Source organism: Vibrio superstes (genome assembly GCF_003569005.1).
Classification (GTDB): Bacteria; Pseudomonadota; Gammaproteobacteria; order Enterobacterales; family Vibrionaceae; genus Vibrio; species Vibrio superstes.
Window position 1 is genome coordinate 2,727,505 of record NZ_BCUR01000004.1, and the last position, 26,167, is coordinate 2,753,671.

At 45.5% G+C, this 26,167-nt stretch carries 24 protein-coding genes and 1 tRNA gene; 14 read left to right on the plus strand and 11 right to left on the minus strand.

Annotated elements, in window-relative coordinates:
• Nucleotides 1-9 precede the first annotated feature (9 nt).
• Nucleotides 10-960, plus strand: a complete 951-nt coding sequence (tal, locus tag D5I41_RS20405; RefSeq protein ID WP_119011374.1) for a transaldolase — start codon at nt 10-12, stop codon at nt 958-960.
• A 111-nt stretch (nt 961-1,071) separates the two neighbouring features.
• Nucleotides 1,072-3,066: a transketolase gene (gene tkt, locus D5I41_RS20410; RefSeq protein WP_119011375.1), complete on the plus strand. Its 1,995-nt coding sequence runs from the start codon at nt 1,072-1,074 to the stop codon at nt 3,064-3,066.
• A gap of 141 nt (nt 3,067-3,207) precedes the next feature.
• Here the strand turns inward: tkt and xylB are convergent, their stop codons facing one another.
• Nucleotides 3,208-4,659: a xylulokinase gene (xylB, locus tag D5I41_RS20415; protein ID WP_235868954.1), complete on the minus strand. Its 1,452-nt coding sequence runs from the start codon at nt 4,657-4,659 to the stop codon at nt 3,208-3,210.
• A 364-nt stretch (nt 4,660-5,023) separates the two neighbouring features.
• Here xylB and D5I41_RS21555 point away from each other — a divergent pair, with 364 nt between their 5' ends.
• Nucleotides 5,024-5,569, plus strand: a complete 546-nt coding sequence (locus D5I41_RS21555; protein ID WP_162892872.1) for a type II secretion system protein — start codon at nt 5,024-5,026, stop codon at nt 5,567-5,569.
• Between the two features lie 330 nt (nt 5,570-5,899).
• Nucleotides 5,900-7,678 carry a sodium:solute symporter family transporter gene (locus D5I41_RS20425; RefSeq protein WP_119011378.1) on the plus strand — a complete coding sequence of 593 codons (1,779 nt, stop codon included), beginning with the start codon at nt 5,900-5,902 and terminating at the stop codon, nt 7,676-7,678.
• A 482-nt stretch (nt 7,679-8,160) separates the two neighbouring features.
• Here D5I41_RS20425 and D5I41_RS20430 read toward each other — a convergent pair.
• Nucleotides 8,161-8,245 (minus strand) — tRNA-Leu (locus D5I41_RS20430).
• 192 nt (nt 8,246-8,437) lie between these two features.
• Here D5I41_RS20430 and D5I41_RS20435 point away from each other — a divergent pair.
• Nucleotides 8,438-8,914 (plus strand): RDD family protein, encoded by a 477-nt coding sequence (locus D5I41_RS20435; protein WP_017030011.1) that lies wholly within the window; start codon nt 8,438-8,440, stop codon nt 8,912-8,914.
• Between the two features lie 72 nt (nt 8,915-8,986).
• Here D5I41_RS20435 and lptG read toward each other — a convergent pair whose 3' ends face one another.
• Both lptG and lptF read right to left on the minus strand, forming a co-directional pair.
• On the minus strand, nt 8,987-10,057 hold the full coding sequence (lptG, locus tag D5I41_RS20440) for an LPS export ABC transporter permease LptG (RefSeq protein ID WP_119011379.1): 1,071 nt from the start codon (nt 10,055-10,057) through the stop codon (nt 8,987-8,989).
• On the minus strand, nt 10,058-11,158 hold the full coding sequence (gene lptF, locus D5I41_RS20445) for an LPS export ABC transporter permease LptF (RefSeq protein ID WP_119011380.1): 1,101 nt from the start codon (nt 11,156-11,158) through the stop codon (nt 10,058-10,060).
• Between the two features lie 219 nt (nt 11,159-11,377).
• Between lptF and pepA the strand changes: the two genes are divergently transcribed.
• The 4 genes from pepA (at nt 11,378) to D5I41_RS20465 (ending at nt 17,021) form a co-directional block, all read left to right on the plus strand.
• A complete protein-coding gene (gene pepA, locus D5I41_RS20450; RefSeq protein WP_119011381.1) occupies nt 11,378-12,886 on the plus strand; it encodes a leucyl aminopeptidase in 1,509 nt (502 codons plus the stop codon).
• A 73-nt stretch (nt 12,887-12,959) separates the two neighbouring features.
• The gene (locus tag D5I41_RS20455; RefSeq protein WP_119011382.1) at nt 12,960-13,415 is read left to right on the plus strand and encodes a DNA polymerase III subunit chi; all 456 of its coding nucleotides are present in this window, start codon (nt 12,960-12,962) and stop codon (nt 13,413-13,415) included.
• A 95-nt stretch (nt 13,416-13,510) separates the two neighbouring features.
• Complete coding sequence (locus D5I41_RS20460; RefSeq protein WP_119011383.1) at nt 13,511-16,372, plus strand: valine--tRNA ligase; 2,862 nt, start codon at nt 13,511-13,513, stop codon at nt 16,370-16,372.
• Between the two features lie 265 nt (nt 16,373-16,637).
• Entirely contained in the window at nt 16,638-17,021 is a 384-nt protein-coding gene (locus tag D5I41_RS20465; RefSeq protein ID WP_119011384.1) for a DUF2061 domain-containing protein, read from the plus strand.
• An 80-nt stretch (nt 17,022-17,101) separates the two neighbouring features.
• Here D5I41_RS20465 and rraB read toward each other — a convergent pair whose 3' ends face one another.
• Nucleotides 17,102-17,518 (minus strand): ribonuclease E inhibitor RraB, encoded by a 417-nt coding sequence (gene rraB, locus D5I41_RS20470; RefSeq protein WP_017032856.1) that lies wholly within the window; start codon nt 17,516-17,518, stop codon nt 17,102-17,104.
• A gap of 193 nt (nt 17,519-17,711) precedes the next feature.
• Here rraB and arcA point away from each other — a divergent pair, with 193 nt between their 5' ends.
• The 5 genes from arcA to D5I41_RS20495 all read left to right on the plus strand — a co-directional run bounded on the left by arcA (nt 17,712) and on the right by D5I41_RS20495 (nt 22,047).
• On the plus strand, nt 17,712-18,932 hold the full coding sequence (gene arcA, locus D5I41_RS20475) for an arginine deiminase (RefSeq protein ID WP_119011385.1): 1,221 nt from the start codon (nt 17,712-17,714) through the stop codon (nt 18,930-18,932).
• A gap of 71 nt (nt 18,933-19,003) precedes the next feature.
• The gene (locus D5I41_RS20480; protein ID WP_119011386.1) at nt 19,004-20,008 is read left to right on the plus strand and encodes an ornithine carbamoyltransferase; all 1,005 of its coding nucleotides are present in this window, start codon (nt 19,004-19,006) and stop codon (nt 20,006-20,008) included.
• 204 nt (nt 20,009-20,212) lie between these two features.
• A complete protein-coding gene (gene pyrB / locus D5I41_RS20485; protein ID WP_119011557.1) occupies nt 20,213-21,142 on the plus strand; it encodes an aspartate carbamoyltransferase in 930 nt (309 codons plus the stop codon).
• 16 nt (nt 21,143-21,158) lie between these two features.
• Nucleotides 21,159-21,620 (plus strand): aspartate carbamoyltransferase regulatory subunit, encoded by a 462-nt coding sequence (pyrI, locus tag D5I41_RS20490; protein WP_119011387.1) that lies wholly within the window; start codon nt 21,159-21,161, stop codon nt 21,618-21,620.
• 37 nt (nt 21,621-21,657) lie between these two features.
• Entirely contained in the window at nt 21,658-22,047 is a 390-nt protein-coding gene (locus D5I41_RS20495) for a RidA family protein (RefSeq protein WP_119011388.1), read from the plus strand.
• Between the two features lie 171 nt (nt 22,048-22,218).
• On the opposite strand, the gene D5I41_RS20500 is transcribed toward D5I41_RS20495, so the two are convergent.
• The 6 genes from D5I41_RS20500 to mlaD all read right to left on the minus strand — a co-directional run bounded on the left by D5I41_RS20500 (nt 22,219) and on the right by mlaD (nt 26,167).
• Nucleotides 22,219-22,962, minus strand: a complete 744-nt coding sequence (locus D5I41_RS20500) for a 1-acylglycerol-3-phosphate O-acyltransferase (RefSeq protein ID WP_119011389.1) — start codon at nt 22,960-22,962, stop codon at nt 22,219-22,221.
• Between the two features lie 224 nt (nt 22,963-23,186).
• Nucleotides 23,187-24,455: a UDP-N-acetylglucosamine 1-carboxyvinyltransferase gene (murA, locus tag D5I41_RS20505; protein WP_119011390.1), complete on the minus strand. Its 1,269-nt coding sequence runs from the start codon at nt 24,453-24,455 to the stop codon at nt 23,187-23,189.
• A 9-nt stretch (nt 24,456-24,464) separates the two neighbouring features.
• Complete coding sequence (ibaG, locus tag D5I41_RS20510) at nt 24,465-24,719, minus strand: BolA family iron metabolism protein IbaG (RefSeq protein ID WP_119011391.1); 255 nt, start codon at nt 24,717-24,719, stop codon at nt 24,465-24,467.
• On the minus strand, nt 24,700-25,044 hold the full coding sequence (locus tag D5I41_RS20515; protein WP_119011392.1) for an STAS domain-containing protein: 345 nt from the start codon (nt 25,042-25,044) through the stop codon (nt 24,700-24,702). The genes ibaG and D5I41_RS20515 overlap by 20 nt, the downstream gene beginning before the upstream one ends.
• On the minus strand, nt 25,044-25,685 hold the full coding sequence (mlaC, locus tag D5I41_RS20520; protein WP_119011393.1) for a phospholipid-binding protein MlaC: 642 nt from the start codon (nt 25,683-25,685) through the stop codon (nt 25,044-25,046). Before mlaC ends, D5I41_RS20515 begins: the two co-directional genes overlap by 1 nt.
• A 2-nt stretch (nt 25,686-25,687) precedes the next feature.
• The gene (gene mlaD / locus D5I41_RS20525) at nt 25,688-26,167 is read right to left on the minus strand and encodes an outer membrane lipid asymmetry maintenance protein MlaD (RefSeq protein ID WP_119011394.1); all 480 of its coding nucleotides are present in this window, start codon (nt 26,165-26,167) and stop codon (nt 25,688-25,690) included.

Genomic DNA, 26,167 nt, shown 5'->3' on the forward strand with positions numbered 1-26,167 from the left:
TTAACAAACATGAACAATGCACTGCAACAGCTAAGAAAATTCACCACTGTCGTTGCCGATACTGGCGAAATTGATGCCATTAGAAAATACGCACCTCAAGATGCAACCACCAACCCATCACTGATCTTAAAAGCGGCGCAAGTGCCAGAATACGCGCCCTTAATTGCCGAAGCCATTACTTATGCAAAATCGCAAAGTAATGACAAAGCAACGCAGATCCAAGATACCTGTGACCAACTTGCCGTAAACATAGGTAAAGAGATCCTCACTACGATTCCAGGCCGTATTTCAACAGAAGTAGACGCGAGATTGTCCTATGACACAGACGCGAGTGTCAGCAAGGCTCGCCAATTGATCAAGATGTACAACGACGCTGGCATCAGCAATGACAGGATCCTAATCAAACTTGCCTCTACCTGGGAGGGGATCCGCGCTGCAGAGATCCTAGAAAATGAAGGGATCAACTGTAACCTGACACTGTTATTTTCTTTTGCTCAAGCTCGTGCTTGTGCAGAGGCGGGGGTATTCTTGATCTCGCCATTCGTGGGCAGGATCATGGATTGGTATAAAGCCAAGCAAGGCCAAGAGTTCAAAGCGTCAGAAGATCCTGGCGTGCTGTCTGTTGCTAAGATCTACAACTACTACAAACAGCATGATTACAACACCATAGTGATGGGTGCTAGTTTCCGAAATATCGGCGAGATCATCGAGCTTGCAGGCTGCGACCGCCTCACCATTAGCCCTAACTTTCTTCAAGAACTCAAAGAAACTGAGCTTGAGATCAGCGAGAAGTTACATGCCAATCAGCCAGTACAACATCGCCCAGAGCCATTAACTCATGCTGAGTTCCTATGGCAGCACAACCAAGACCCAATGGCCATAGAAAAGCTTGCAGAAGGTATTCGAAACTTTGCTATCGACCAAGGCAAACTTGAAGCGATGATCGCTGAAAAGCTTTAACCCAACTCCTTATACCTAGTTAGAGCGTTTGTCGTCGTAAATTCATTCCGTAAACAAATGCTCTGCTAGATAAGCCAACCACTTTCCTTTTATCTATAGAGACATTCACATATGGACCGTAAACTCCTCGCCAACGCGATCCGTGCATTGAGCATGGATGGTGTGCAGCAAGCTAACTCTGGGCACCCTGGTGCGCCAATGGGCATGGCTGATATTGCCGAAGTACTTTGGCGTACACACCTAAACCACAACCCAAGCAATCCAGACTGGGTAGACCGCGACCGATTCGTACTATCAAACGGTCATGGCTCAATGCTTATCTATTCTTTGCTTCACCTCAGTGGCTATGATTTATCAATTGATGACCTAAAGCAATTTCGACAATTGCACTCTAAAACGCCAGGGCATCCTGAATATGGCTATGCCCCAGGCATAGAGACGACCACAGGCCCATTGGGACAAGGGATCACAAATGCTGTAGGTATGGCTATTGCTGAGAAAACCCTAGCAGCGCAGTTTAACCAAGACGATTTTGATATCGTAGACCATCACACCTACGCGTTTATGGGCGATGGCTGTCTAATGGAAGGCATCTCCCATGAGGCTTGCTCTTTGGCTGGAACCTTAGGCCTAGGCAAGCTGATTGCTTTTTGGGATGACAATGGCATCTCCATTGATGGGGAGGTTGAAGGTTGGTTCTCCGATGATACCCCTAAGCGATTTGAAGCCTACGGTTGGCAGGTAATTGCCGATGTGGATGGTCACGATCCACAAGCAATAAACAACGCCATTGAAGCAGCAAAAGCGGACAATGGACGCCCTACCCTTATCTGCACAAAAACCATTATTGGTTTCGGCTCTCCAAACAAGTCGGGTTCTCATGATTGCCACGGTGCACCATTGGGAGCTGAGGAAATTCTTGCAACACGAAAACAACTAGGTTGGAACTATGGCCCGTTTGAGATTCCATCGGAAATCTACGCACAGTGGAACGCGGTTGAGGCAGGCTCAGCTAAGGAAGCAGCGTGGAACCAGAAGCTTGCTGATTATGAAAAAACATACCCTGAACTCGCCAGCGAATTCAAGCGTAGAGCCAGTGGTGATCTCCCAGTTCAATGGCAAGATCTAAGCCAAAAGGTCATCGATGATCTGCAAGCAAACCCTGCGGATATTGCCTCTCGAAAAGCATCACAAAACGCCCTTGAGGCCTTTGGTAAGATCTTGCCTGAATTCTTAGGGGGATCGGCAGATCTTGCCCCATCTAACCTCACTATGTGGTCAGGATCTAAGTCGATCTCAGCGGAAGATGCCGCAGGCAACTACATGCACTATGGGGTTCGTGAGTTTGGTATGACGGCTATAATGAACGGCATCGCCTTACATGGTGGCTTTGTTCCCTACGGCGCTACCTTCTTGATGTTCATGGAATATGCACGCAATGCAATGCGCATGGCCGCATTGATGAAGATCCAAAACATTCAGGTGTATACCCACGACTCAATCGGCCTTGGTGAAGACGGACCTACCCACCAGCCTGTCGAGCAGATAGCATCGTTGCGCTTAACGCCAAACATGAGTACTTGGCGTCCCTGTGATCAGGTGGAATCCGCTGTGGCTTGGAAGTTGGCTATAGAGCGTAAAGATGCACCTAGCGCATTGATATTCTCTCGGCAAAACCTTGCTCAGCAACCAAGAAATCAGCAGCAACTAACAGACATTACAAAGGGCGGATACATCCTAAAAGATTGCTCTGCCAAACCTGATATTATCTTGATTGCGACGGGCTCTGAAGTTGAGCTAGCCGTTAATGCGGCGACAGAAATAACCGCGCAAGGCAAGCAAGTGCGCGTTGTTTCTATGCCATCAACGGACACGTTTGATAAGCAGAGTGCGGAATATAGAGAGTCTGTATTGCCATCTGCGGTTACCAAGCGCATTGCTATTGAGGCTGGCATTGCCGATTACTGGTACAAATACGTAGGCTTTGATGGCGCTATCGTTGGCATGACCACATTTGGTGAGTCCGCTCCAGCGGGTGAGCTATTCAAAATGTTTGGCTTTACTGTCGATAACATTGTTGACAAAGCAACTGAACTACTGAAATAACACACCAAAAAGCGAGTACTAGGACGCTTAGTCTTCAGTGCTCGCTTTTTATATTTTGCGTAAGTTAAAACCTATCCTAGTTTTCAAAAACAAAAAAAGGCCAGCCTATAGGCTGACCTCAAAAAATCAAATCAAGAATGTTTAGAACAGCCCTTTAAGCTGGGAATATAGCGCCTGATAGGTTCCTCGTTTACTCGCGTACTGTTCTGTAATAGCTAGGTCAGGCATATGTACTTGCACTGCCGGTGGCACAGGACACACATCGGTTATAGTCGCACCTTCTTCAACGCCTAACCTTGCCAGTCTTGCCGCGCCAAGAGCAGGGCCTACATCGCCACCTTCTCTGAACACCACCTTCATACCAAAAATATTCGACAGCATTTGACGCCAGTATGCACTGCGCGCGCCACCACCAATCAGAGAAATTTCTTCTGGTACTAGTTTCGTTTCGTGCAAGGCATCAAGGCCATCAGCAAACGCAAAACCAACACCCTCAAGCACAGCCTGAACGAGGTCATACTCAGTCGTAGAGTGCGTCATTCCAAAGAACACGCCCTTTGCAGTAGGGTCATTATGTGGCGTTCTTTCACCAGAAAGATAAGGCAAGAAATAAACCGCTGATTCTTGATTAGCCTTAGCTTCAGTTTCAGTCAGCATCTGACCAACATCTTCAAAGTCAGTCAGCTGCGCAACCCAATCTAGGCATGAGGCTGCACTCAAAATCACTGACATCGCATGCCAAGTACCTGGCAGTGCATGGCAAAAACTGTGTAGCGCCGATTCAGGGTTAGAGATATAGCCGTCACTCACTGCGAAATAAACACCCGAGGTACCAAGAGACAACATCGCTTGGCCTGGTTCGGTAATACCAACACCGACAGCGCCTGCAGCATTATCACCACCACCCGCAATAATAGGCACCTCTTTCATTCCCCAACGAGCAGCAAGCTCAGAGTTGAGATGACCTGTCACCTGGCTCCCTTCAAAAAGGGCTGGCATTTGAGAGCGCGTCAATCCAGTCGCGGTAAGTAACTCTTCACTCCAATCACGTTTGGCAATGTCTAACCACATAGTTCCAGCAGAATCAGACATGTCTGATGCGTAATCGCCACTCAATTTAAAGCGCAGGTAATCCTTGGGAAGCAGCACCATATCGACCTTAGCAAAGACTTCTGGCTCATGGTTGGCCACCCACTTCAGCTTAGGGGCAGTAAAGCCAGGCATCATCAAGTTGCCAACGATATCGCGGCTGTTAGGCACGGCTTTTTCAAGCTCAACACACTCGGCAGCACAACGACCATCATTCCACAAAATAGCCGCTCTTAGCACTTCACCTTGGCTATCCAATAAGGTCGCACCGTGCATCTGCCCAGATAAGCCCATCGCAGTAACCGCTGACATATCTATTTGCTCAGCAAGGCTATCAATAGCCGTTTGTGTCGCTTCCCACCAAGCATGAGGGTCTTGCTCTGACCAAAGAGGTTGTGGCCTTTGTACCGTCAGCGACTGCGTAGCTTGCGCGACGATTTTATCTTGATTATCCAGTGCGATAACCTTCACACCAGATGTGCCTAAATCTACTCCAATATACATACCGATTACCTGCTCATTGAAAACTAATGTCATCGCGTACTGTTCAATACAACGAATTGCTTGATATCGATAATGAGCGCTGTAAGGCACACCCTCAATTACGTTTTTTGTTTCTTAAATTCAGGGATTTCACGACTGGGGGGTAGATCACATCAAGCTTCTCAATTTGGGTCACCCAGCGCTGTAATTCACACCTTATCCATGTCTTCCTCTAAAAATGATGCAAAACGTTCCTCAGGCATAAACTCCACAATTGATTGAATAGCGATGTGAACATTCATTTATAGACATAAGGAATACACATGTAACATAATGTAAACATGTGACTTTATATTGAATTCAACCTACATATACAGGGTGTATTGTGAAGCAAACTATAAAAGGTTTTACCTTGATTGAGCTTGTAGCCGTTTTGATTTTGATAGCCATTATTGCTGTTGTTGCTGCACCAAAGTTCATCAACCTATCTACTGACGCACGCACAAACACCATGAGAATGGTTACCTCTGCTATGAAAGCGAGTGCTGATCAGGTGAAATTTCAAGCTCAAATACAAGGTGTGAAAAATGGAAATGTCGAGCTTGAGAGCATAGGCCAAACCGTTGTGGTTTATAACGGCCACGTAAAGGGGCACTGGCGAGATGCTTGGCAGCATATTCTAGATATAGGAAAAGTGATTGAATGGACTAACGTTAGGCAGACCTGCACAAAGCACGATATTTGCGGAGTTGGTAATCAAACCGGATACAATATACCTAGCTTCCCTCACCCTGAAGATCTGAGCGGTCAAAGAGGTTTAGTATTGGTTTGGCCAGAAGGATACCAAATTGCTGATTTATGTTATTCCTACTACTACAACCCTCAAAATGGTGAAGAGCCAATAATTGGAACAGTTGTAGATGGATGCTAGTAAAGTAATCGTTACTTACCCCACTACATGCCTTTTCACAACATATTCCTTCTTAATTATAAATAACCACCAATTCGCTTAATTAGTACATCAAAATATAATTATCGACTAGATAAAATTGGTTTAATTATGTCACAAACCACCAATAAAACATTCCAAACCGTTGATTTTAAAGAGCTTTAATTTGGTCACACATGAGACCGCAATTTATCTCTTTATATTTAATTGTCGATATTTCAAATAGCATCACACATTTAAATTATAATACTACAAATAATAAAAACTCCGGATATCATCCTCTCGCTTATTAACGAATGTGAGAATACCAAAGTGGAACTCAATACTCTTATTGTTGGCATCTATTTCCTATTTCTAATTGCGATAGGATGGATGTTCCGTAGTTTTACCAGCACAACCAGTGATTACTTCCGTGGGGGCGGTAATATGTTGTGGTGGATGGTGGGTGCAACTGCGTTTATGACTCAGTTCAGTGCTTGGACATTTACCGGTGCCGCAGGTAAGGCGTATTCAGATGGTTTTGCTGTCGCTATGATCTTTGTAGCCAATGCATTTGGCTATCTGATGAACTACCTATACTTTGCCCCAAAGTTCCGTCAATTGCGTGTGGTCACACCTATTGATGCTATTCGCATGCGCTTCGGCTCCAAGAACGAGCAAGTGTTCACTTGGTCTTCAATGCCAAACAGCGTCATTTCTGCAGGTATCTGGTTAAATGGTCTCGCTATCATTGCTTCCGGTATCTTCGGCTTCGATATGGAAACCACGATCTGGTTAACAGGCCTAGTGGTGCTGGTTATGTCGGTGAGTGGCGGCTCTTGGGCAGTTATTGCCTCTGACTTCATGCAAATGGTCATAATCATGGCCGTAACCATTACCTGTGCTGTGATTGCCGTGGTACATGGCGGGGGTGTTTCAAATATCATCAACAACTTCCCTGTTGAAGAAGGTGCCTCTTTTGTTTCGGGTAATAACCTAAACTACGTAAGCATTTTTGGTATCTGGGCATTTTGTATCTTCATGAAGCAGTTCAGCATTACCAACAACATGCTTAACTCTTATCGCTACTTGGCCGCAAAAGACTCTAAGAATGCCAAGAAGGCAGCATTACTAGCGTGCGTTCTGATGACCATTGGTCCGGTAATCTGGTTCTTACCCTCTTGGTTTGTTGCCTCTCAAGGCGTTGACCTTGCAGCTCAATATCCAGAAGCAGGCAACAAAGCCGGTGACTTCGCGTACCTATACTTCGTAGAGAAATACATGCCCGCGGGTATGGTTGGATTACTGATTTCAGCAATGTTTGCTGCAACCATGTCATCCATGGATTCCGGGTTAAACCGTAACTCTGGCATCTTTGTGATGAATTTCTATCAGCCGATCCTTCGCTCTGAAGCCACCGAGAAAGAACTGATGGTAGTATCAAAGCTAACCTCTGCATTCTTTGGCTTTGCAATCATCTTCATCGCACTATTCATCAACTCACTAAAAGGGTTAAGCCTTTTCGATACCATGATGTACGTGGGTGCTCTTATCAGCTTCCCTATGACCATCCCTGCATTCTGTGGCTTCTTTATTAAGAAAACACCCGACTGGGCTGGCTGGGGAACACTAGTGGTCGGCGCTATCGTTTCTTACATCGTTGGCTTCATCATCACTGCAGATCATATTGAGTCATGGTTCGGTCTCAATGAGCTAACCAAGCGTGAATGGGCTGATGTGAAAGTCGCTGTAGGTCTAGTCGGGCACATGGTAATTACTGCAGGATTCTTCTGTGCCACAACCTTGTTCTACAAGCCTCTTGAAGAAAAGCGTCAAAAAGATGTAGACCTATTCTTTGATAACCTAGCAACACCGCTTGTGAATGACTCGACAGATCAGAAGAAACTGGATAATAAGCAAAGAAAGATGCTGGGTACTCTCATCGCAATTTCCGGCGTTGGTGTAATGGCAATGTTCGCCCTACCAAACCCACTCTGGGGAAGAATGACCTTCGTTCTGTGTGGCGTCATAGTACTAGGCGTAGGCCTATTGCTTGTTAAAGCAGTGGACGATTCAGTTGAGAAAACAACTGAAGAAGCTAGTGTCAATTAACCCACAATCTTAGCTGTAAGTTCATTAAGCCTTAGCGATTTCGTTGAGGCTTTTTTGTATGCGGGTACTTAAAATTTTTGGATTGGAAATAAGCATTGCACCAATTTCCCCCCAAAATAACGAAAGGCCGCTATAAATAGCGACCTTTCGTTATTTTTGCACGGGTCGGCGGAGTTGATGGTCCGACTCTCGGGCGCCACTCGGCTATCCCCCAGATACAACAAAGCCCCAACTTTCGTCGAGGCTTTATCTTTCAAATAATGGTACCAGTGGGCGGACTGACCGGGCTTGCGCTCAAGCCGTCACTCGGCTACGAAAGGATTTAAACTCTCTAGAAACGACGAAAGGTCGCTATAAATAGCGACCTTTCGTTATTTTTGCACGGGTCGGCGGAGTTGATGGTCCGACTCTCGGGCGCCACTCGGCTAACCCCTAGATACAACAAAGCCCCAACTTTCGTCGAGGCTTTATCTTTCAAATAATGGTACCGGTGGGCGGACTTGAACCGCCACGCCCGAAGGCAACGGATTTTGAATCCGTCGTGTATACCAATTTCACCACACCGGCACTGCATACCTCTTAGGTACGTTTTGCATTATACGTAAGCCGAAGGGGCACGCAAGGGCAAATATTGTAATTATGATTCGTTCGCATGTTTTTTAGACATGGATGCCACTTTTTTACACTGAATCTCTTTGCAGTCAGGCAACAAATGGCTATTCTGAGCCACAAAATACAATGATTAGAACTTCAAAACGAATGAATTCACAAAACTCTCTACCTAAAGCAGGCTTAATGCGACGTCTTGGGGCTTGGCTTTATGACGCACTAATTGTGATTGCTATTGAGATGATGGCGGCCGGTGTTGTCGTTGCAATCTTTGAAGCATTAGTTGCAGCGGGCCTAATGGATTATGGTCAATACATTGATGTCAGTGACTATCTTACTCAGCACCCACTATGGAGTGTTCTATTCACTTCCTACCTAGCCATCATCTGGATTGGATTCTTTGTGTATTTCTGGACTAAAGCAGGGCAGACACTGGGAATGCGAGCTTGGAAGCTAAGAGTACAAAATAAGGACGGCTCACTCATTAGTGTGACTCAAGCTTGTATCCGCATTGCAACCTCAGCCTTTGGTTTGAGTAACTTAGCGGTTCCAGTCGATACTGAAAAACGCGGTTTCCACGATATCTGGGCAAAAACTGAGGTGGTAGTATTACCTAAGGCTATCTAATACCAATCGTAGTAAATAACTGGCCCATAAAAAAAGGATGGCAAATTTGCCATCCTTTTTTATTTGTTTCGTTTAAAGCTTACGCCTCAACAACATAATTGCCACCAGCATAAAGGCGACGCTCGGAGCTAGGGCTCCCCACATGGGTGGGATTTGATAAACAACACTCAAAGGCCCAAAAAACTCTGACGAGATATAAAAAGAGAATCCCGCAATAACTCCAGAAAGTATCCTTGCCCCCATGGTCACACTACGCAGCGGTCCAAACACAAAGGACAGCGCCAACATCATCATTACCGCAATGGATAAGGGCTGGGTTATCTTCCGCCAGAAGGCCAGCTCATATCGAGAGGCGTCCTGCTCTGAGTCTTTAAGGTAGGTGACATAACTGTAAAGCCCTGACAAAGACAACTCCTCAGGCTTAACCGTTACAATCTCAAGCCTTTCTGGCGCTAGCGTGCTCTGCCACTCCAGTTTACTTTGCTTGCTTTTACCAATCTCGGTTTCGTTGGTATACAAGGTTGTAGTGACGTTATTCAAGGTCCAAATATTGTCACCCTTGTAGTCCGCACTTTTCGCAAACAGACTGCGCATCAGGTCTTTATTTTCGTCATACTCCCAAATGTTTATGGCCGTTAACTCTTCACCATTCACTCGGCCAATATAGATAAAGTCGTTGGCATCTTTTGCCCAAACACCTGCTCGAGTTGATACCATTTGCCCACCAGAAACTGAGATGGTTCTTAGGTCACGCGCCATTTTCTGCGCCTGCGGAGCACCCCACTCACCTAACAGCATGACCATCATCATTAGCGGCAGTGCTGTTTTCAGTACCGACATGCCGATGTTCACTTTGGAGTAGCCCGAAGCCTGCATTACTGTTAACTCTGAGCTTGTCGCCAAGGTTCCCAATGCAATCAATGCACCTAGTAAGGCTGCCATAGGGAAGAACAGTTCGATATCGCGAGGCACACTCAACAATACAAAGTAGAGTGCATGCAACAAGTCATAAGTACCACGTCCAACTTTACGCAGCTGCTCAACATATTTGATGATGCCAGACAAGCCCACCAAGGTAACTAAACAGATAGTGGTGGTACCGATAATGGTTCTGCCAATGTATAAATCTAGAATCTTAAACATCTAGGCAGCCCTCTTTTGGCGAATCTTATCTTTCCAGCGACGTACCGGTAAACTATCCATTGAATTAAGCACTAACCCCACTACCAATAAACCAATATTCATCGGCCACATCCCTACTACTTCGGATATCTTGCCATCTTCAATCGCCGACTTTGCAGCACTGATAGACATAAAGTACGCCAAATAAAACAGAATAGCGGGTCCCATTTTAGCAAAGCGACCTTGTCGAGGGTTTACCGCAGAAAGCGGGATAACCACAAGGGTGAGCAGCGGAATACAAATAATCAAACTGAAACGCCAGTGGAGCTCAGCCTTTGCTCGCTTATCCGGATTGTTCCACAGTTGAATCGTAGGTAGCGCCTCAAAGTCTCGCCCTTTAGGCTTGACCTCACGCAGACCAATTAACGCGTCGTACTCATCAAAGTCCGTTCTCATATAGTCCAGCTGAGTGGGTATCCCCTCCCATCGCGTACCATTAAACAAAGTTAAGATCTGACGACCGTCAGACAACTCTTGTGCTAGCCCAGAATCTGCAAATGCAACGCTTGGGCGAATCGAACCTTCACCAACAGTTTGTGCAATAAAGACGTTAGTCAGTCGTTTATCTTTCAACTCATCGATAAAGACTACTGCAGTACCATCGGGCGTTCGCTGGAACTGACCTTTCTGCAATAGCTCAACGCTAGTGTCAGCCGCCAAATCCTCCATTATCTGCGCTTCTTTATCTTGCGCCCAAGGCGAGAAGTACAAAGAGTTAAACGCAGCAACACCAGAAGTAATAAGTGCCAGATACAAAGCAGCCTGAATCAGGAACTTGTTCCCGATCCCTGTTGCATTCATAACGGTTATCTCACTTTCAGCGTACAAGCGGCCAAAAGTAAGCAAAATACCAATGTATAAACTCAGCGGTAGCATTAACAAGCCCATAGCGGGCATGTTCAAACCAACCACTGTCATGATAAGTCTGGCGGGAATATCGCCATTTGAGGCTTCGGCCAACACACTGATAAATCTTTGGCTTAAAAAGATTAAAAACAGTACGAAAAAGATGGCCAGCTGACTCTTGATTGTCTCGCGGATCAAATATCTAACAATAATCACGCTAAAGTCCCTATAAGCTCGGATGCAAAACTTGTATTTTTACAGGAATCGCTATAATTTCTGATTGAACCTTTTATTTTTCAATTTTTCTGACTAATCGATAATCAATTAACTTGCTTACGCTCATTGAGTAAACATAGCTCTTGACCAAGATTCAACAAGTTAAGCAGTTATTATCTAACATTTATTGTGGTTTGTCTTCAGGATGTAGGAGTAGGCATGGAGTTCAGTGTAAAAAGTGGTAGCCCAGAGAAACAACGTAGCGCATGCATCGTTGTTGGGGTGTTCGAACCACGACGCCTTTCACCAGTTGCAGAACAACTGGATAAAATCAGTGATGGATACCTAAGTTCACTGCTACGCAGAGGCGATCTAGAGGGTAAACCCGGTCAAATGCTGTTATTGCATCAAGTACCAGGCGTGTTATCCGAACGTGTTCTGTTAGTTGGTTGTGGTAAAGAGCGTGAGCTTGGCGAGCGCCAGTACAAAGAAATTATTCAAAAAACCATCAGCACGCTAAACGAAACAGGTTCAATGGAAGCAGTTTGCTTCCTGACAGAGCTTCACGTTAAGGGACGCGATACCTACTGGAAGGTGCGCCAAGCAGTAGAAGCAACACATGATGGTCTTTACACTTTCGATCAGTTTAAAAGCAACAAACCAGAGACACGCCGTCCACTGCGCAAGCTGGTGTTCAACGTGCCAACACGCCGTGAACTCAATATCGGCGAGCGCGCGATTAACCACGGTCTAGCAATAGCATCGGGTGTTGCCGCTTCTAAAGACCTAGGCAATATGCCACCAAACGTGGCCAACCCAGCTTACCTAGCCTCACAAGCACGCCGTCTAGCGGATGACTATGAAACGGTCACCACTAAGATTATTGGCGAGCAAGAAATGGAAAAACTGGGCATGACCTCTTACCTAGCGGTAGGTCGTGGCTCGCACAACGAATCTATGATGTCGGTCATGGAGTACAAGGGTAACCCTGAGTCAACCGCTAAGCCTATCGTGCTGATCGGTAAAGGTTTAACCTTTGACTCAGGCGGTATCTCTCTTAAGCCGGGTGACGGCATGGATGAGATGAAGTATGACATGTGTGGTGCAGCGAGTGTCTTCGGCACAATGAAGGCCCTTGCTCAACTGAACCTACCTATCAATGTGGTTGCCATCCTTGCAGGTTGTGAAAACATGCCAGGCAGCAACGCATACCGTCCAGGTGATATTTTAACGACCATGTCAGGTCAGACAGTTGAAGTATTAAACACGGATGCAGAGGGTCGATTAGTTCTGTGTGACGCGCTAACTTATGTCGAGCGTTTTGAACCAGACTGCGTTGTTGATGTTGCCACCCTAACGGGTGCGTGTGTCATTGCCCTTGGACATCACATTAGTGGCGTTATCTCAAACCACAACCCATTGTCTCATGAGCTAGTGAATGCTTCTGAGCAATCAGGTGACCGAGCTTGGCGTTTGCCGATGGCAGATGAGTATCAAGAGCAGATTGCTAGTCCATTTGCGGATATGGCAAACATCGGTGGCCGCCCAGCCGGCACTATCACTGCGGGTTGCTTCCTTTCTCGCTTCACCAAGAAGTACAACTGGGCTCACCTAGATATCGCTGGTACCGCTTGGAAGTCAGGCGCAGCAAAAGGCTCAACAGGTCGCCCTGTTTCGCTATTGGTTCAGTTCTTACTAAACCGTAGCGGACAAGAAACCGAAGAGTAATAGCCTCAATACTGTGTGCTAACCTAAATTAAGTAACGCCTCCTTCGGGAGGCGCTTTTTATTGAGAAAGAGCATGTCTATAGCCACCTTCTACTTGATTGAACCCAACAGTGTTGCCGACTCAGAGCAAGGCTTTCGTGATTATGTCTGCTACCTAGTTAGACATTTCACCAAGCAAGGCGCACGCATCTATCTGAATACCAAAGATAAACAGCATTCAGACATCTGGGATGACTATCTATTTCAGCTTGATGGTGCAGACTTTATTGCCCACAACTTAACGGGCGAAGGTCCCAGGCAAGGCACTTCAGTCGAGATTGGCAGTGGTTCAACTCAACTTAATCGCAGTCGTAATATTGTCATTAATCTGGCTGAAGATAATACAAACTTTGCGGGAATAGTGTCTCAAGTGGTAGACTTCGTGCCTTGTGATGAAAAAGCGAAGCATGTCGCCCGAGAAAGGTATAAAATTTACCGTCAGGCAGGCTATCAAATGCAGACAATATCCATTGCAGAACTGAACAAATAAACCAAACTTCATAGCTAAAGCATTTATCAACTGGCGGTTGATAAACCCTTAATTTATGCAGTTTGCCATCAACCAACTATCCATGTAAGAGCATTATGGAAAAGACATATAACCCACAATCTATCGAACAAGATCTTTATAAGACTTGGGAAGAAAAAGGCTACTTTAAGCCACACGGCGATACCACCAAAGAATCATACTCAATCATGATCCCACCGCCGAATGTCACGGGTAGCTTGCACATGGGGCATGCATTCCAAGATACCATCATGGATACGCTTATCCGCGCTGAGCGAATGAAGGGCAAAAACACCCTTTGGCAAGTGGGTACCGACCATGCAGGTATTGCTACTCAAATGGTTGTTGAGCGCAAGATTGCGGCAGAAGAAAACAAGACCAAGCACGACTACGGCCGTGAAGCTTTCATTGACAAGATCTGGGAATGGAAAGCTGAGTCTGGCGGCACTATCACCAAGCAGCTTCGTCGCCTTGGGGCTTCTGTAGACTGGGATCGTGAGCGATTCACTATGGATGACGGCCTATCAGCGGCAACTCAAGAAGTCTTCGTTCGTCTATACGAAGAAGATCTTATCTACCGTGGTAAGCGCCTAGTTAACTGGGATCCAAAACTACACACTGCAATTTCAGATCTTGAAGTTGAGAACAAAGACAAAAAAGGCTTCATGTGGCACTTCCGCTACCCGCTAGCAAATGGTGCTACGACGGCAGACGGTAAAGACTACATCGTTGTTGCGACCACTCGTCCAGAAACAATGCTGGGTGATACTGGTGTTGCTGTAAACCCAGAAGATCCTCGTTATAAAGACCTTATTGGTCAACACATTGAACTGCCAATCGTAGGTCGTCTAATTCCAATCGTAGGCGATGAGCATGCGGACATGGAAAAAGGCACAGGTTGTGTGAAGATCACTCCTGCTCACGACTTTAACGATTATGAAGTTGGCAAGCGCAACAGCCTTCCAATGATCAACATCCTAACGTTCAACGCTGATATTCGTGATGCTGCTGAAGTATTCAATACCAACGGTGAAGAAAGTGATGAATACAGCACTGAACTTCCAGCTAAATACCACGGCATGGAGCGTTTTGCAGCTCGTAAGGCTATCGTTGCTGAATTTGAAGAACTTGGCCTTCTTGAGGAGATCAAAGATCACGACCTAACCGTTCCTTACGGTGACCGTGGTGGTGTAGTTATTGAACCAATGCTAACGGACCAATGGTACGTGCGCACTGCTCCTCTAGCTGAACCAGCTGTAAAAGCGGTTGAAGACGGTCAGATTCAATTTGTACCTAAACAGTATGAAAACATGTACTTTGCGTGGATGCGTGATGTGCAAGACTGGTGTATCTCTCGTCAGCTTTGGTGGGGCCATAGAATCCCAGCATGGTACGACAACGATGGTAAGGTTTACGTAGGTCGCACTGAAGAAGAAGTTCGCGAGAAGAACAACCTAGCGCCAGTTGTAGTACTGCGTCAAGACGACGACGTTCTAGATACCTGGTTCTCTTCTGCACTGTGGACTTTCGGCACGCAAGGCTGGCCTGAAGATACTGATGCACTGAAAACATTCCACCCATCTGAAGTTCTAGTATCAGGCTTTGATATTATTTTCTTCTGGGTTGCTCGTATGATCATGATGACCATGCACTTCGTGAAAGACGAAGACGGCAAGCCTCAAGTACCATTCAAAACCGTATACATGACCGGCCTTATCCGTGATGAAAACGGCGACAAGATGTCTAAATCGAAGGGTAACGTACTTGACCCAATCGATATGATTGATGGTATTGGTCTTGAAGAGCTCGTTGAAAAGCGTTGTGGCAACATGATGCAGCCTCAACTAGCGAAGAAGATCGAAAAGAACACTCGCAAGACCTTCGAAGATGGTATTGAACCTTACGGTACTGATGCTCTGCGCTTTACTCTAGCAGCAATGGCCTCAACAGGCCGTGACATCAACTGGGACATGAAGCGCCTAGAGGGTTACCGTAACTTCTGCAACAAACTGTGGAACGCAAGTCGCTATGTTCTGATGAACACAGAAGACCAAGACTGCGGTTTTGCACAAGATGCAGAACTAGAGTACTCAATCGCTGACAAGTGGATTGAATCTCAGTTTGAACTTACTGCGAAAGAGTTTAACGCTCACCTAGACAACTACCGTCTAGACATGGCAGCGAACACGCTTTACGAGTTCATCTGGAACCAATTCTGTGACTGGTACCTAGAGCTTACTAAACCTGTTCTTTGGAAGGGTACAGAAACTCAGCAGCGCGCAACACGTCGCACGCTAATCACGGTTCTTGAGAAGACTCTGCGTCTTGCTCACCCTGTTCTTCCTTACATCACAGAAACAATCTGGCAGAGCGTGAAGCCGCTTGTTGACGGTGTAGAGGGCGATACCATTATGACTCAAGCTCTGCCTCAGTATGACGCAGCTAACTTCAACCAAGAAGCGCTTGATGATATTGAATGGGTTAAAGCCTTCATTACTAGCATCCGTAACCTGCGTGCAGAATACGACATTGCTCCAAGCAAGCCACTAGACGTAATGCTTAAAGCCTCTGATTCAAGCGACGTAGTTCGCCTAGAAGCAAATAAGGCCGTGCTTATGTCTCTAGCCAAGCTTGAGAACATCACTGTTCTAGAAGATGGCGCAGAGACTCCAGCATGTGCAACGTCTCTGGTTGGTAAGTCTGAGCTTATGATCCCAATGGCTGGCTTGATTGACAAAGACGCTGAACTTAACCGTCTAGCGGGCGAAATCAAGAAGACTGAAGGTGAGATCAAGCGTATCGAAGGCAAGCTAAACAACCAAGGCTTTGTTGCGAAAGCACCGGAAGCGGTTGTTGCTAAAGAGCGTGAAAAGCTTGATGGTTACAAAGAAACACTGACTAAACTCGCTGAGCAGCAAGCGACCATCGCTGCGCTGTAATTGCAAGTAGTTGAATAGAAAGGGTTGACGAGAGTCAGCCCTTTTTTTGTGTCTGCTGTGCCTTGCTGGTTGACTGTATCGAGTGTGTAGTGAGTCATTGGTCTAGAGAGGCTTCGTAGTTTCTAAGGTTCTGGATCAAGTCCAGAATGATGGGCTAAATACCTTCATCGTTTTTCCCTATCAAACTAATCAGAAAATAACCATTGACCAAATGAGAATAATTATCAATACTATTCTCAATAAGAAAAACACTATAGGTTCAATCATGAAAAAGACACTTAGCTTTGCAGTATTACACTTCTCAATAGCCTTCACCGTAGCTTACGTTCTTACTGGTGATGTGATTCTAGGTAGTCTAATTGCAATGATTGAGCCTAGCGTTAACACAGTGGCATTTTACTTTCATGAAAAAGTTTGGAACTCAGTGCCTTATCTAAAAGCAAAGCAAGCGTTCTCACAGATTAAAACCACCAGTTTCGCCATTGTTCATTTTAGTGTTGCGTTTACTGTAGTGTACCTAATCTCTGGAGATGCTTTGGCGGGTGGCTTGCTGGCTTTAGTCGAACCCACCATTAACACGGGTGCTTACTACTTTCATGAACGCGTATGGCGCAAATACTTCGCTCAACCAACACTTAGCCACGCTTAATACCAATCGTAGTACTTCTCAATAGACACAAAAAAGCTCGCTAAATAGCGAGCTTTTTCAGTTAGATAAACAAATAACGATTACTCGTCTTCGTCATCTTCTTCGTCATAAACAAGTGCGTCTTCGCCCTCGTAGTATGTACCCCAGCCGTCATAAATAATGTCGTATTTTTCAGCTAGGTTAATCAGCTTCTCAACTTGCTGATCGATCAGCTCAGGATCTAAAGTACAAGTCATTGTAGCATCACAGCACAACAGCTTTTTGCCATCTTCGTCTTCAGTTTCTTCTGCTTCTAGAACCTCAAAACCCATCTTGAAGGCTTCAACAACCGCTTTTTCTAAAGTCTCAAAGTCTTCAGCAAAAAGGTGATGTTCAATTTCATACAAAGCATCAGGTTCACTACCGTCTTCAAGTAAAGCGGCGATAATGTCGCGCGTCTCTTCTTTCTGAAATTCGATAAGTTCTTCGACTGATAGATACTCTTCCACTTGTGACATGGGTGTGCTCCCGAACAGGTAAAAATAATAGGTTTATATACCGACGAAATATGGCACGGTTCGACACGAAATACCATATCTAGGCTCAATCTAGGGGGAGATTTCTCAATTCTATCCCTTGCTTACCTCTGTAACTTGCAACTTCACTCCATCCTTGTCATAAAGGGTGGGTCATAATGAGAAAGGATGCATAATGAGTAAGCTGTACGTCGGTTCAGAAGTGGGACAACTGCGCCGTGTTTTACTTAATCGCCCAGAAAGGGCACTCACCCACTTAACACCTTCAAACTGCCAGGATTTACTGTTCGACGATGTACTAGCGGTCGAAGCTGCTGGTGAAGAACATGATATTTTTGCCCAGGCTTTACGAGACCAAGATGTTGATGTACTCCTGCTACACAATCTTCTAGCCGAAACACTCGCTATTCCCGAAGCCAAGCAATGGCTACTACAAAATCAAATCTCAGATTATCGATACGGCCCCACTTTTGCCAACGAGCTCCGCGAGCACCTAGCAGAAATGGATAATGATCATCTCGCTACGGTACTTACTGGTGGTCTTGCCTATTCAGAGCTATCCATAACCTCTACGTCAATACTGCCGAAGATGCACAAGGCTCTGGACTTTGTTATTGACCCACTGCCAAACCATTTATTCACCCGCGATACCTCGTGCTGGATCTATGGCGGTGTCTCGCTAAACCCAATGATGAAGAAGGCCAGAAAGAGAGAAACCAACCATCTTCGAGCTATTTATCGTTGGCACCCGACTTTCGCTGAGCAAAGCTTTGAGAACTATCTCGGAAATGAGAATGAGCATTACGACAACACCAATATCGAAGGTGGTGATGTATTAGTGATTGGCCGAGGTAGTGTGTTGATCGGTATGTCTGAGCGCACGACCCCACAGGGTGTCGAAAACTTAGCCCATCGACTCTTTGAGACAGGACAAGCAACACAGGTCGTCGCATTGAGGCTACCTAAGACACGTTCATGCATGCACCTAGATACGGTAATGACCCAGCTCAATGTGGATACCTTTTCTATCTACCCAGAAGTCATTAACTCCTCTTTAGAGACTTGGGTTCTAACCCCATCAGAAAAAGGCCGTGTGCACGCAGTTCAAGCTGACTCATACGCTAGCGCCATAAAAGATGCCCTAGGTTTACAAGAGCTTAAGATAGTCACCACAGGAGGCAACAGCTATGAAGCAGAGCGCGAGCAATGGAATGATGCCAACAACGTTTTAACCGTTAAGCCTGGCGTAGTGATTGGTTATGAGCGCAATGTCTATACCAATGAAAAATACGAACAAGCCGGCATCAAAGTGATATCGATTCCTGGAAACGAACTCGGTAGAGGACGTGGTGGCGCTCGTTGTATGAGTTGCCCTATTGAAAGGGATGCCATTTAAGTGAATTTATATTTGATTTAAAAGAATTTATATGCAATAAATCATAAATAACACCGAATGAGAGAACCCGTATGGCCTACAACCTAAGAAACCGTAACTTTCTAAAACTTTTAGATTTTACTCAAAAAGAGATTCAGTTCCTATTAGACCTATCTGCTGATCTGAAAAAAGCTAAGTATGCAGGTACAGAGCAAAAGCGCTTACAGGGAAAAAACATCGCTCTCATTTTTGAGAAGTCTTCTACAAGAACACGCTGTGCGTTTGAGGTAGCGGCCTTTGATCAGGGCGCTCAGGTTTCTTATTTAGGTCCATCAGGCTCTCAAATTGGCCATAAAGAGTCGATGAAAGATACCGCTCGCGTCCTTGGACGCATGTATGACGGCATTGAGTATCGCGGATTCGGTCAAGCTATTGTCGAAGAGTTGGGCGAGTACGCAGGCGTACCTGTTTGGAACGGTCTAACGGACGAGTTCCATCCAACGCAAATCTTGGCGGACTTCTTAACCATGCAAGAGCATGCACGCGGTAAGCAGCTTCATCAAATTAGCTTTGCTTACCTTGGTGATGCGCGCAACAACATGGGTAATTCATTACTGGTGGGCGCAGCCAAAATGGGTATGGATATTCGCTTAGTTGCGCCAAAAGCCTATTGGCCAGAAGAAGAGCTCGTCGCGCAATGTAAGGAAATCGCTCAAAGTAGCGGCGCGACCATCACCCTCACCGAGGATGTTGCCTCTGGAGTAGAAGGCTGTGATTTCTTATACACTGACGTTTGGGTCTCGATGGGTGAGCCTGCTGAAGCTTGGGAAGAGCGCATTGCTGTAATGAAGCCTTATCAAGTGAATATGGATGCCATTAAGGCAACCGGCAATCCACAAGTTAAGTTCATGCACTGCTTACCTGCTTTCCACGATGACCAAACCACTGTGGGTAAAGAAATAGCGGCTAAATATGGCATGCAGGGTCTTGAGGTTACCGATGAAGTCTTTGAGTCTGAGCACTCCATTGTCTTTGATGAAGCGGAAAATCGCATGCACACCATCAAGGCAGTAATGGTTGCTACCTTAGGTCAATAATTCTGACGCAAACGCTTGCGATCGCATACTTAGCGCGTATAATCCCAGACGATAAATAGGAGGGTTGTATGCTACACCGTGGCAATCAAAACGTGACTAAGAAACACTGCCAACGCCGTGTTCCGCTCCTATTCATTCAGAATTGATTCTAGCCTCCCTTTTTAGGGGGGCTTTTTTATGTGCGTACTATCAGGGGAAGAAACCATGCAAAACACGCTTTTCAATAAGCACATCATCTCCATTCCAGAGCTAAACCGCGAAGAGCTTGAGCTTATTGTGCAAACGGCAGGAAAACTCAAATCAGAGCCAATGCCTACACTACTAAAGAACAAGGTTGTCGCTAGTTGCTTTTTTGAGCCTTCTACACGCACACGCCTATCATTTGAAACCGCAATTCAACGTGTTGGCGGCAGTGTCATTGGTTTCGACAACGGCGGAAATACCTCACTGGCGAAGAAAGGCGAGACCCTAGCGGACTCAGTACAGGTAATCTCGACCTACGTTGACGCATTTGTGATGCGCCATCCTCAAGAAGGTGCAGCGCGACTAGCATCTGAATTTTCCAACGGCGTTCCAGTGATCAATGCTGGTGATGGTTCAAACCAACACCCTACGCAAACCTTACTAGACCTGTTCTCAATCTACGAAACTCAAGGTCGCTTGGACAACCTTAACGTTGCTTTCGTTGGAGACCTAAAATACGGCCGCACAGTACACTCTCTTACCCAGGCTCTAGCTAAGTTCAGCAATGTTCGCTTTTACTTTATCGCGCCAGAAGCGCTTGCTATGCCTGACTATATCTGTGAAGAGCTAGATGAATCTGGCATTGAATACAGCCTACATACTGATATGGAAAGCGTCATTCCTGAGTTAGATATTTTGTATATGACTCGAGTTCAAAAAGAACGTTTTGACGAATCTGAATATGCACATATCAAGTCGGCTTATATTTTGAATGCTGCTTTGCTGACAGAGGCACGTGAAAATCTAAAGGTTCTACACCCTCTACCTCGGGTTGATGAAATCACCGTTGATGTCGATAAAACACCGCATGCCTACTACTTTACGCAGGCTGAAAATGGTGTGTATGCACGTGAAGCCCTGTTAGCGCTTGTTCTTAACCAAACCCTGTAATAGAGGAGATTTAACCATGACTAAACCAACTCAATTACAAGTTGAAGCCATTAAAGACGGTACTGTAATCGACCATATTCCTGCACATGTGGGTATCAAGGTACTAAAGCTCTTCTCAATGCAAAAATCGAACGAGCGTGTCACCGTTGGCTTAAATCTGCCTTCATCTGCACTGGGTGCGAAGGATATCCTTAAGATTGAAAATGTCTTCATCAACGAGGAGCAAGCGAGCAAGCTAGCCCTTTACGCTCCTTATGCGACAGTCAATCAGATTGAAGGCTACAAGGTAGTAAGGAAGCTTGAGCTTGAACTGCCAAGCCAAGTTCGTGGTGTGTTTGCTTGCCCGAACAGCAACTGTATTACCCACGGCGAACCAGTAGAAAGCCAGTTCAATGTGGTGGAAAAGAAAGACAGCATTCGTTTGAAATGCAAATACTGTGAAAAAGTGTATTCACGTGAAGTGGTCACTGAGTTATAACTAGTATTCGCTAAAACAAAACAGAAATGGAATGAAAATGACGAAAGTACTGCATACTGACAATGCTCCAGCAGCAATTGGCCCTTACGTTCAAGGTGTTGACCTAGGCGGCATGGTAATGACTTCAGGCCAGATCCCTGTAAACCCAGAAACAGGCGAAGTGTCTTCTGATATTGCAGAGCAAGCGAGACAGTCTCTAGAGAACGTTAAAGCTGTAGTTGAATCATCAGGTCTAACTGTTACTGACATCGTTAAGATGACGGTATTCGTTAAAGACCTAAATGACTTCGGTACAGTCAACGAGGTATACGGTAAGTTCTTCGATGAGCACAAGGTAGCAAACTACCCTGCACGCTCTTGTGTAGAGGTAGCGCGTCTTCCTAAAGATGTAGGTATCGAGATCGAAGCTATTGCGGTTCGCAAATAACCTTATATCTTGATAGACAAGGGAGCTTAGGCTCCCTTTTTTTATTTGTAAAAAATGGGACTACTAAAACTCGTACCGTATAAAAGAGGAGCAGATAAAATAAAACCTCAGGCAGAATTGTATCCACCTGAGGCTATCTCGATATAATTGAACGACTATCCAATCGCTGTCTTAGTTTTTTACACCATCAGCGGAATTTCTCGCATCAACTTCATCATCTAAATCTTTCAGCTTCTCTTTCATTTGATCACGGCAGAGTTCAGCCAATTTTCTTACTTCCGTCTTGCTGTATTCAGAGGTATCAACGCTTGGAAGCATTTCAATAATCACGTGACCATTATTCCAACGGTTAAGCTTAATCTTATCCTGAGTCGTACTACAAACGATTGGAATAATTGGAGTTTCTGCACCTATTGCTGCGTGAAATGCGCCAGTTTTAAACGGCATTAAACCACGACCACGTGAACGGGTTCCCTCTGGAAACATCCATACAGAAAGGTGGCTCTCTTTCATTTTATCGATAACTTGGTCGATAGTGCCCATCGCTTTAGAGCGGTTAGCTCTATCGATAAGAATATTACCCGTCAGCCAATAGATTTGACCAAACAACGGCAACCACAACAGGCTTTTCTTACCCACAGTAACCACTCTAGGGGTCACTGCTGAAGATACAGTAAATAGATCCCAAGAGTTCTGATGGTTTGCGATGTATATCGCCTGGCTACGCTTGTACGCATCCTCAGGTAGTCTTAGTTCCAACTTGATACCAAATACACGGTGCATCGCGCCGAACATGCGTCCAAAGTTAAATACGTGTTTTGGGTTTCTTGGGCTAAATAGGCAGTAACCGCACCCAAACACAAACATCAATACAGCAAAAATTGCGACTAAAATTATGCGCACTAAAGCAATCATCGTTTAATTCCTAGCGATATCCTTCGCTGTTTATTGTTATGCCCGACATATCCAGATCTCGGGAACACTTTTAATGGAGGTCTTTGTAGCCCTATGCATTGTATAGGGCTCAAACTAAGTGCATAAACTTACCGACAGTGGCGTATTTAGCTGCTTACAAGTCTACCAAATAAAAAAGCCGAAACCACACGGTTTCGGCTCTAAATGTCATCTAAATAACGTAATCAGTCGTTAAATCTTTGTATATCTGCACCTAACAAGCTGAGTTTGTGCTCAATACGGTCGTAGCCGCGATCGATGTGGTAGATGCGGTCAACAATGGTTTCACCTTTAGCAATACATCCCGCAATCACAAGACTCGCTGATGCTCGTAAGTCTGTTGCCATAACCTGTGTACCACTAAGGCCTTCGCTATCGCCACAGATAACCGTGTGACCCTCAATCTCTGCTTTTGCACCCATACGTTGCAGTTCAGGGACGTGCATGAAACGGTTTTCAAAGATGGTTTCAGTGATCACACCGCCACCTTTGGCCATCATATTCAACAAGGTAAATTGAGCTTGCATATCGGTTGGAAAACCTGGGTGTGGTGCCGTGCGTATTGTGATTGCCTTTAGCTCACCGCTGGTCATATCCGCAGAGATCCAATCTTCGCCTGTCTCAACCTTAACGCCAGCTTCTTCTAACTTAGCGAGTACCGATTCAAGCAGATTTGCACGAGTATTGCGACAAATCACCTTACCACCAGAAACCGCTGCGGCTACTAGGAAGGTACCTGTTTCGATGCGATCAGGCACAACAGTATGCTCACCACCACCGAGGCGCTCTACACCCTCGATAGTAATAGTATCCGTGCCTGCGCCTGAGATTTTTGCACCTAAGGTATTTAAGAACTCAGCAGTATCGACGATCTCTGGCTCACGAGCAGCGTTGTCTAAAACCGTAGTGCCTTCTGCTAGTGTTGCTGCGCTCATAATGGTGATAGTAGCGCCTACGCTCACTTTATCCATTACGATGTGTGAGCCCTTTAAGCGCCCATCAACCTTAGCTTTAACATAACCATCTTCTAGAGTGATTTCTGCGCCAAGATGCTCAAGACCCTGAATGTGCAAATCCACAGGACGTGCGCCGATAGCACAGCCACCAGGCAGACTCACTTGGCCTTCACCAAATCTTGCCACTAGTGGACCCAATGCCCAAATAGACGCTCGCATGGTTTTTACTAGCTCATAAGGAGCACAGAATTGGTTGATGCCCGATGAGTCTACTTGCAAAGTGGTAGTATCGCCATCGCGTGATGCTTTTGCACCCAACTGCTGCAGTAGTGCCATGCTTGTATCGATGTCACGCAGTTTAGGTACGTTGTGCAACGCTACAGGCTCTTCTGCTAAAATCGCAGAGAATAAAATAGGTAAGGCCGCATTTTTAGCGCCAGAAATCGAAACCTCACCACTGAGTGGTGCCGACGATCCAGTTACTCGAAATTTTTCCATTACTTATCCTTAAAGCGACATTAGTTTTTTATCGCGCTGCCACTCTTCGGGAGTAAAAGCCTTGATAGATACTGCATGAATATCATTTCTTTGGATGTATTCCATCAAAGGTGCATAGATAAGCTGTTGCTTCTTAACACGACTCATACCTTCAAAAGATGCATCAACTGCAACTACTTCGTAGTGGCTACCTTCGCCTTTCACATGAATCTCTTCAAGCTGCAACGCGTCGTCGAGCAACTTCTTAACTTGTGTAATATCCACTTTTACCCTCAATCTCGATTTCTATATGCCCCGCCAGTAATGGCATTGCATTGCTCACTTCAAATAGTGTAAGCAGTTTATTTGGTACAGATCGCAACATTATATGGCAGTTACAATTTTTTGCATGTTCAATTAAGTGCAGAATGAGTGCCATTGCCGCAGAATCGGAATTTAGCACCTCATTTAGGTCGATTTCTAGCCGCCCTACACTTGGGGACCATTGCAAAATCTGCTGCCAAAGCTGCGGAACACTGTTTCTATTCAACACACCTCTAATCTCGGCATGCTGTTCATCAATTACTATCCAAGACGCTGCAGTGTTCATTATTTTGCAGGCTCATAGCGAATTGGGGTCTTAGCAAGCCTTGCTAACTCTTCTGTTACCGCAGGAAGGCCATCACTACGGATCTTTCCGCCCCACTCGGATTGCTTGCTGGATATCAGACTGACACCTTCAGCAACCATATCAAAGGCTTGCCACTCGCCGGTTTTCTTATCTTTGCGCCACTTAAATTCAATCTTAATCGGCGGGCGATCACCCTGCACAATTTCAACCGGAATAGACACGATACGTTGGTCATCTCTTATGGGCTTAGGCTTTGAGTAATTTATCTGTTGGTCTTTGTATTGGGTAAGCACCTGTGCGTATGAGGTTACCAAATACTCACGAAAGACCACCAAGAAGTCAGCCACTTCGGCTTTGTCGGCTTTTTTCAGGTAACTCCCTAATACCTTTAAGCCTGCATAACGGTCATTGACGTACGGCATTAGCTCTTCTTCTACGACAACTTTAAGTTGGTCTGGAGACTCCCTTAATTGCGCCTGTTCATTTTTGAGCCTGTCAAACGTATTGCTCCCTACCTGCTCCATCATCTGATATGGCTGAGTTTTATCAACGTTTGCTCCCCAGACAATCGGTGAACAAAGCATTAAAATCAATGAGATAAATCTAAGAATGCATTTCATACTTATTCTCCTGAGCCATCACCAACGCTATAGAGAAACTGCCCAATCAAATCCTCTAGTACCAGTGCTGATTTTGTATCCTCAATCAGGTCTCCATCTTCGAGTAAATCTACATCCTCATCAATAAAGCCAGGAATCAAGCTAATGTACTGCTCCCCTATTAGACCAGAGGTCAAGATATGTGCACTTGAGGTATCAGGGAAGTGACCATAACTTTCACCAATCGAAAGGGTCACTATGGGAGTATAGTACTCGGTATCCAAGCTAATATCTGATACTCGCCCTACGACTACCCCACCGACCTTGACTGGAGAGCGCACCTTAAGGCTACCTATATTGTCGAAATAAGCTCTTAACTTATAGCTATCTTGACTCCCTATTGACTTTACATCAGCAACCTTAAGCACCATGAATAGCACCGCTATGATGCCAAGGATCATAAAACCGCCGACCCAAAACTCTAACTTCCTTGATTGACTCAT

What these genes read in the sequence shown, in the direction of transcription:
- D5I41_RS20455 (WP_119011382.1), top strand. Translation starts at nt 12,960, where the DNA reads ATGTCTATAGCCACCTTCTACTTGATTGAACCCAACAGTGTTGCCGAC.
- D5I41_RS20500 (WP_119011389.1), bottom strand. Translation starts at nt 22,962, where the DNA reads ATGATTGCTTTAGTGCGCATAATTTTAGTCGCAATTTTTGCTGTATTG.
- D5I41_RS20465 (WP_119011384.1), top strand. Translation starts at nt 16,638, where the DNA reads ATGAAAAAGACACTTAGCTTTGCAGTATTACACTTCTCAATAGCCTTC.
- mlaC (WP_119011393.1), bottom strand. Translation starts at nt 25,685, where the DNA reads ATGAAATGCATTCTTAGATTTATCTCATTGATTTTAATGCTTTGTTCA.
- tkt (WP_119011375.1), top strand. Translation starts at nt 1,072, where the DNA reads ATGGACCGTAAACTCCTCGCCAACGCGATCCGTGCATTGAGCATGGAT.
- xylB (WP_235868954.1), bottom strand. Translation starts at nt 4,659, where the DNA reads ATGTATATTGGAGTAGATTTAGGCACATCTGGTGTGAAGGTTATCGCA.
- D5I41_RS20495 (WP_119011388.1), top strand. Translation starts at nt 21,658, where the DNA reads ATGACGAAAGTACTGCATACTGACAATGCTCCAGCAGCAATTGGCCCT.
- D5I41_RS20515 (WP_119011392.1), bottom strand. Translation starts at nt 25,044, where the DNA reads ATGAACACTGCAGCGTCTTGGATAGTAATTGATGAACAGCATGCCGAG.
- pyrB (WP_119011557.1), top strand. Translation starts at nt 20,213, where the DNA reads ATGCAAAACACGCTTTTCAATAAGCACATCATCTCCATTCCAGAGCTA.
- D5I41_RS20480 (WP_119011386.1), top strand. Translation starts at nt 19,004, where the DNA reads ATGGCCTACAACCTAAGAAACCGTAACTTTCTAAAACTTTTAGATTTT.
- lptG (WP_119011379.1), bottom strand. Translation starts at nt 10,057, where the DNA reads ATGTTTAAGATTCTAGATTTATACATTGGCAGAACCATTATCGGTACC.
- arcA (WP_119011385.1), top strand. Translation starts at nt 17,712, where the DNA reads ATGAGTAAGCTGTACGTCGGTTCAGAAGTGGGACAACTGCGCCGTGTT.
- murA (WP_119011390.1), bottom strand. Translation starts at nt 24,455, where the DNA reads ATGGAAAAATTTCGAGTAACTGGATCGTCGGCACCACTCAGTGGTGAG.
- D5I41_RS20435 (WP_017030011.1), top strand. Translation starts at nt 8,438, where the DNA reads ATGAATTCACAAAACTCTCTACCTAAAGCAGGCTTAATGCGACGTCTT.
- pepA (WP_119011381.1), top strand. Translation starts at nt 11,378, where the DNA reads ATGGAGTTCAGTGTAAAAAGTGGTAGCCCAGAGAAACAACGTAGCGCA.
- rraB (WP_017032856.1), bottom strand. Translation starts at nt 17,518, where the DNA reads ATGTCACAAGTGGAAGAGTATCTATCAGTCGAAGAACTTATCGAATTT.
- pyrI (WP_119011387.1), top strand. Translation starts at nt 21,159, where the DNA reads ATGACTAAACCAACTCAATTACAAGTTGAAGCCATTAAAGACGGTACT.
- tal (WP_119011374.1), top strand. Translation starts at nt 10, where the DNA reads ATGAACAATGCACTGCAACAGCTAAGAAAATTCACCACTGTCGTTGCC.
- D5I41_RS20460 (WP_119011383.1), top strand. Translation starts at nt 13,511, where the DNA reads ATGGAAAAGACATATAACCCACAATCTATCGAACAAGATCTTTATAAG.
- mlaD (WP_119011394.1), bottom strand. Translation starts at nt 26,167, where the DNA reads ATGAGTCAATCAAGGAAGTTAGAGTTTTGGGTCGGCGGTTTTATGATC.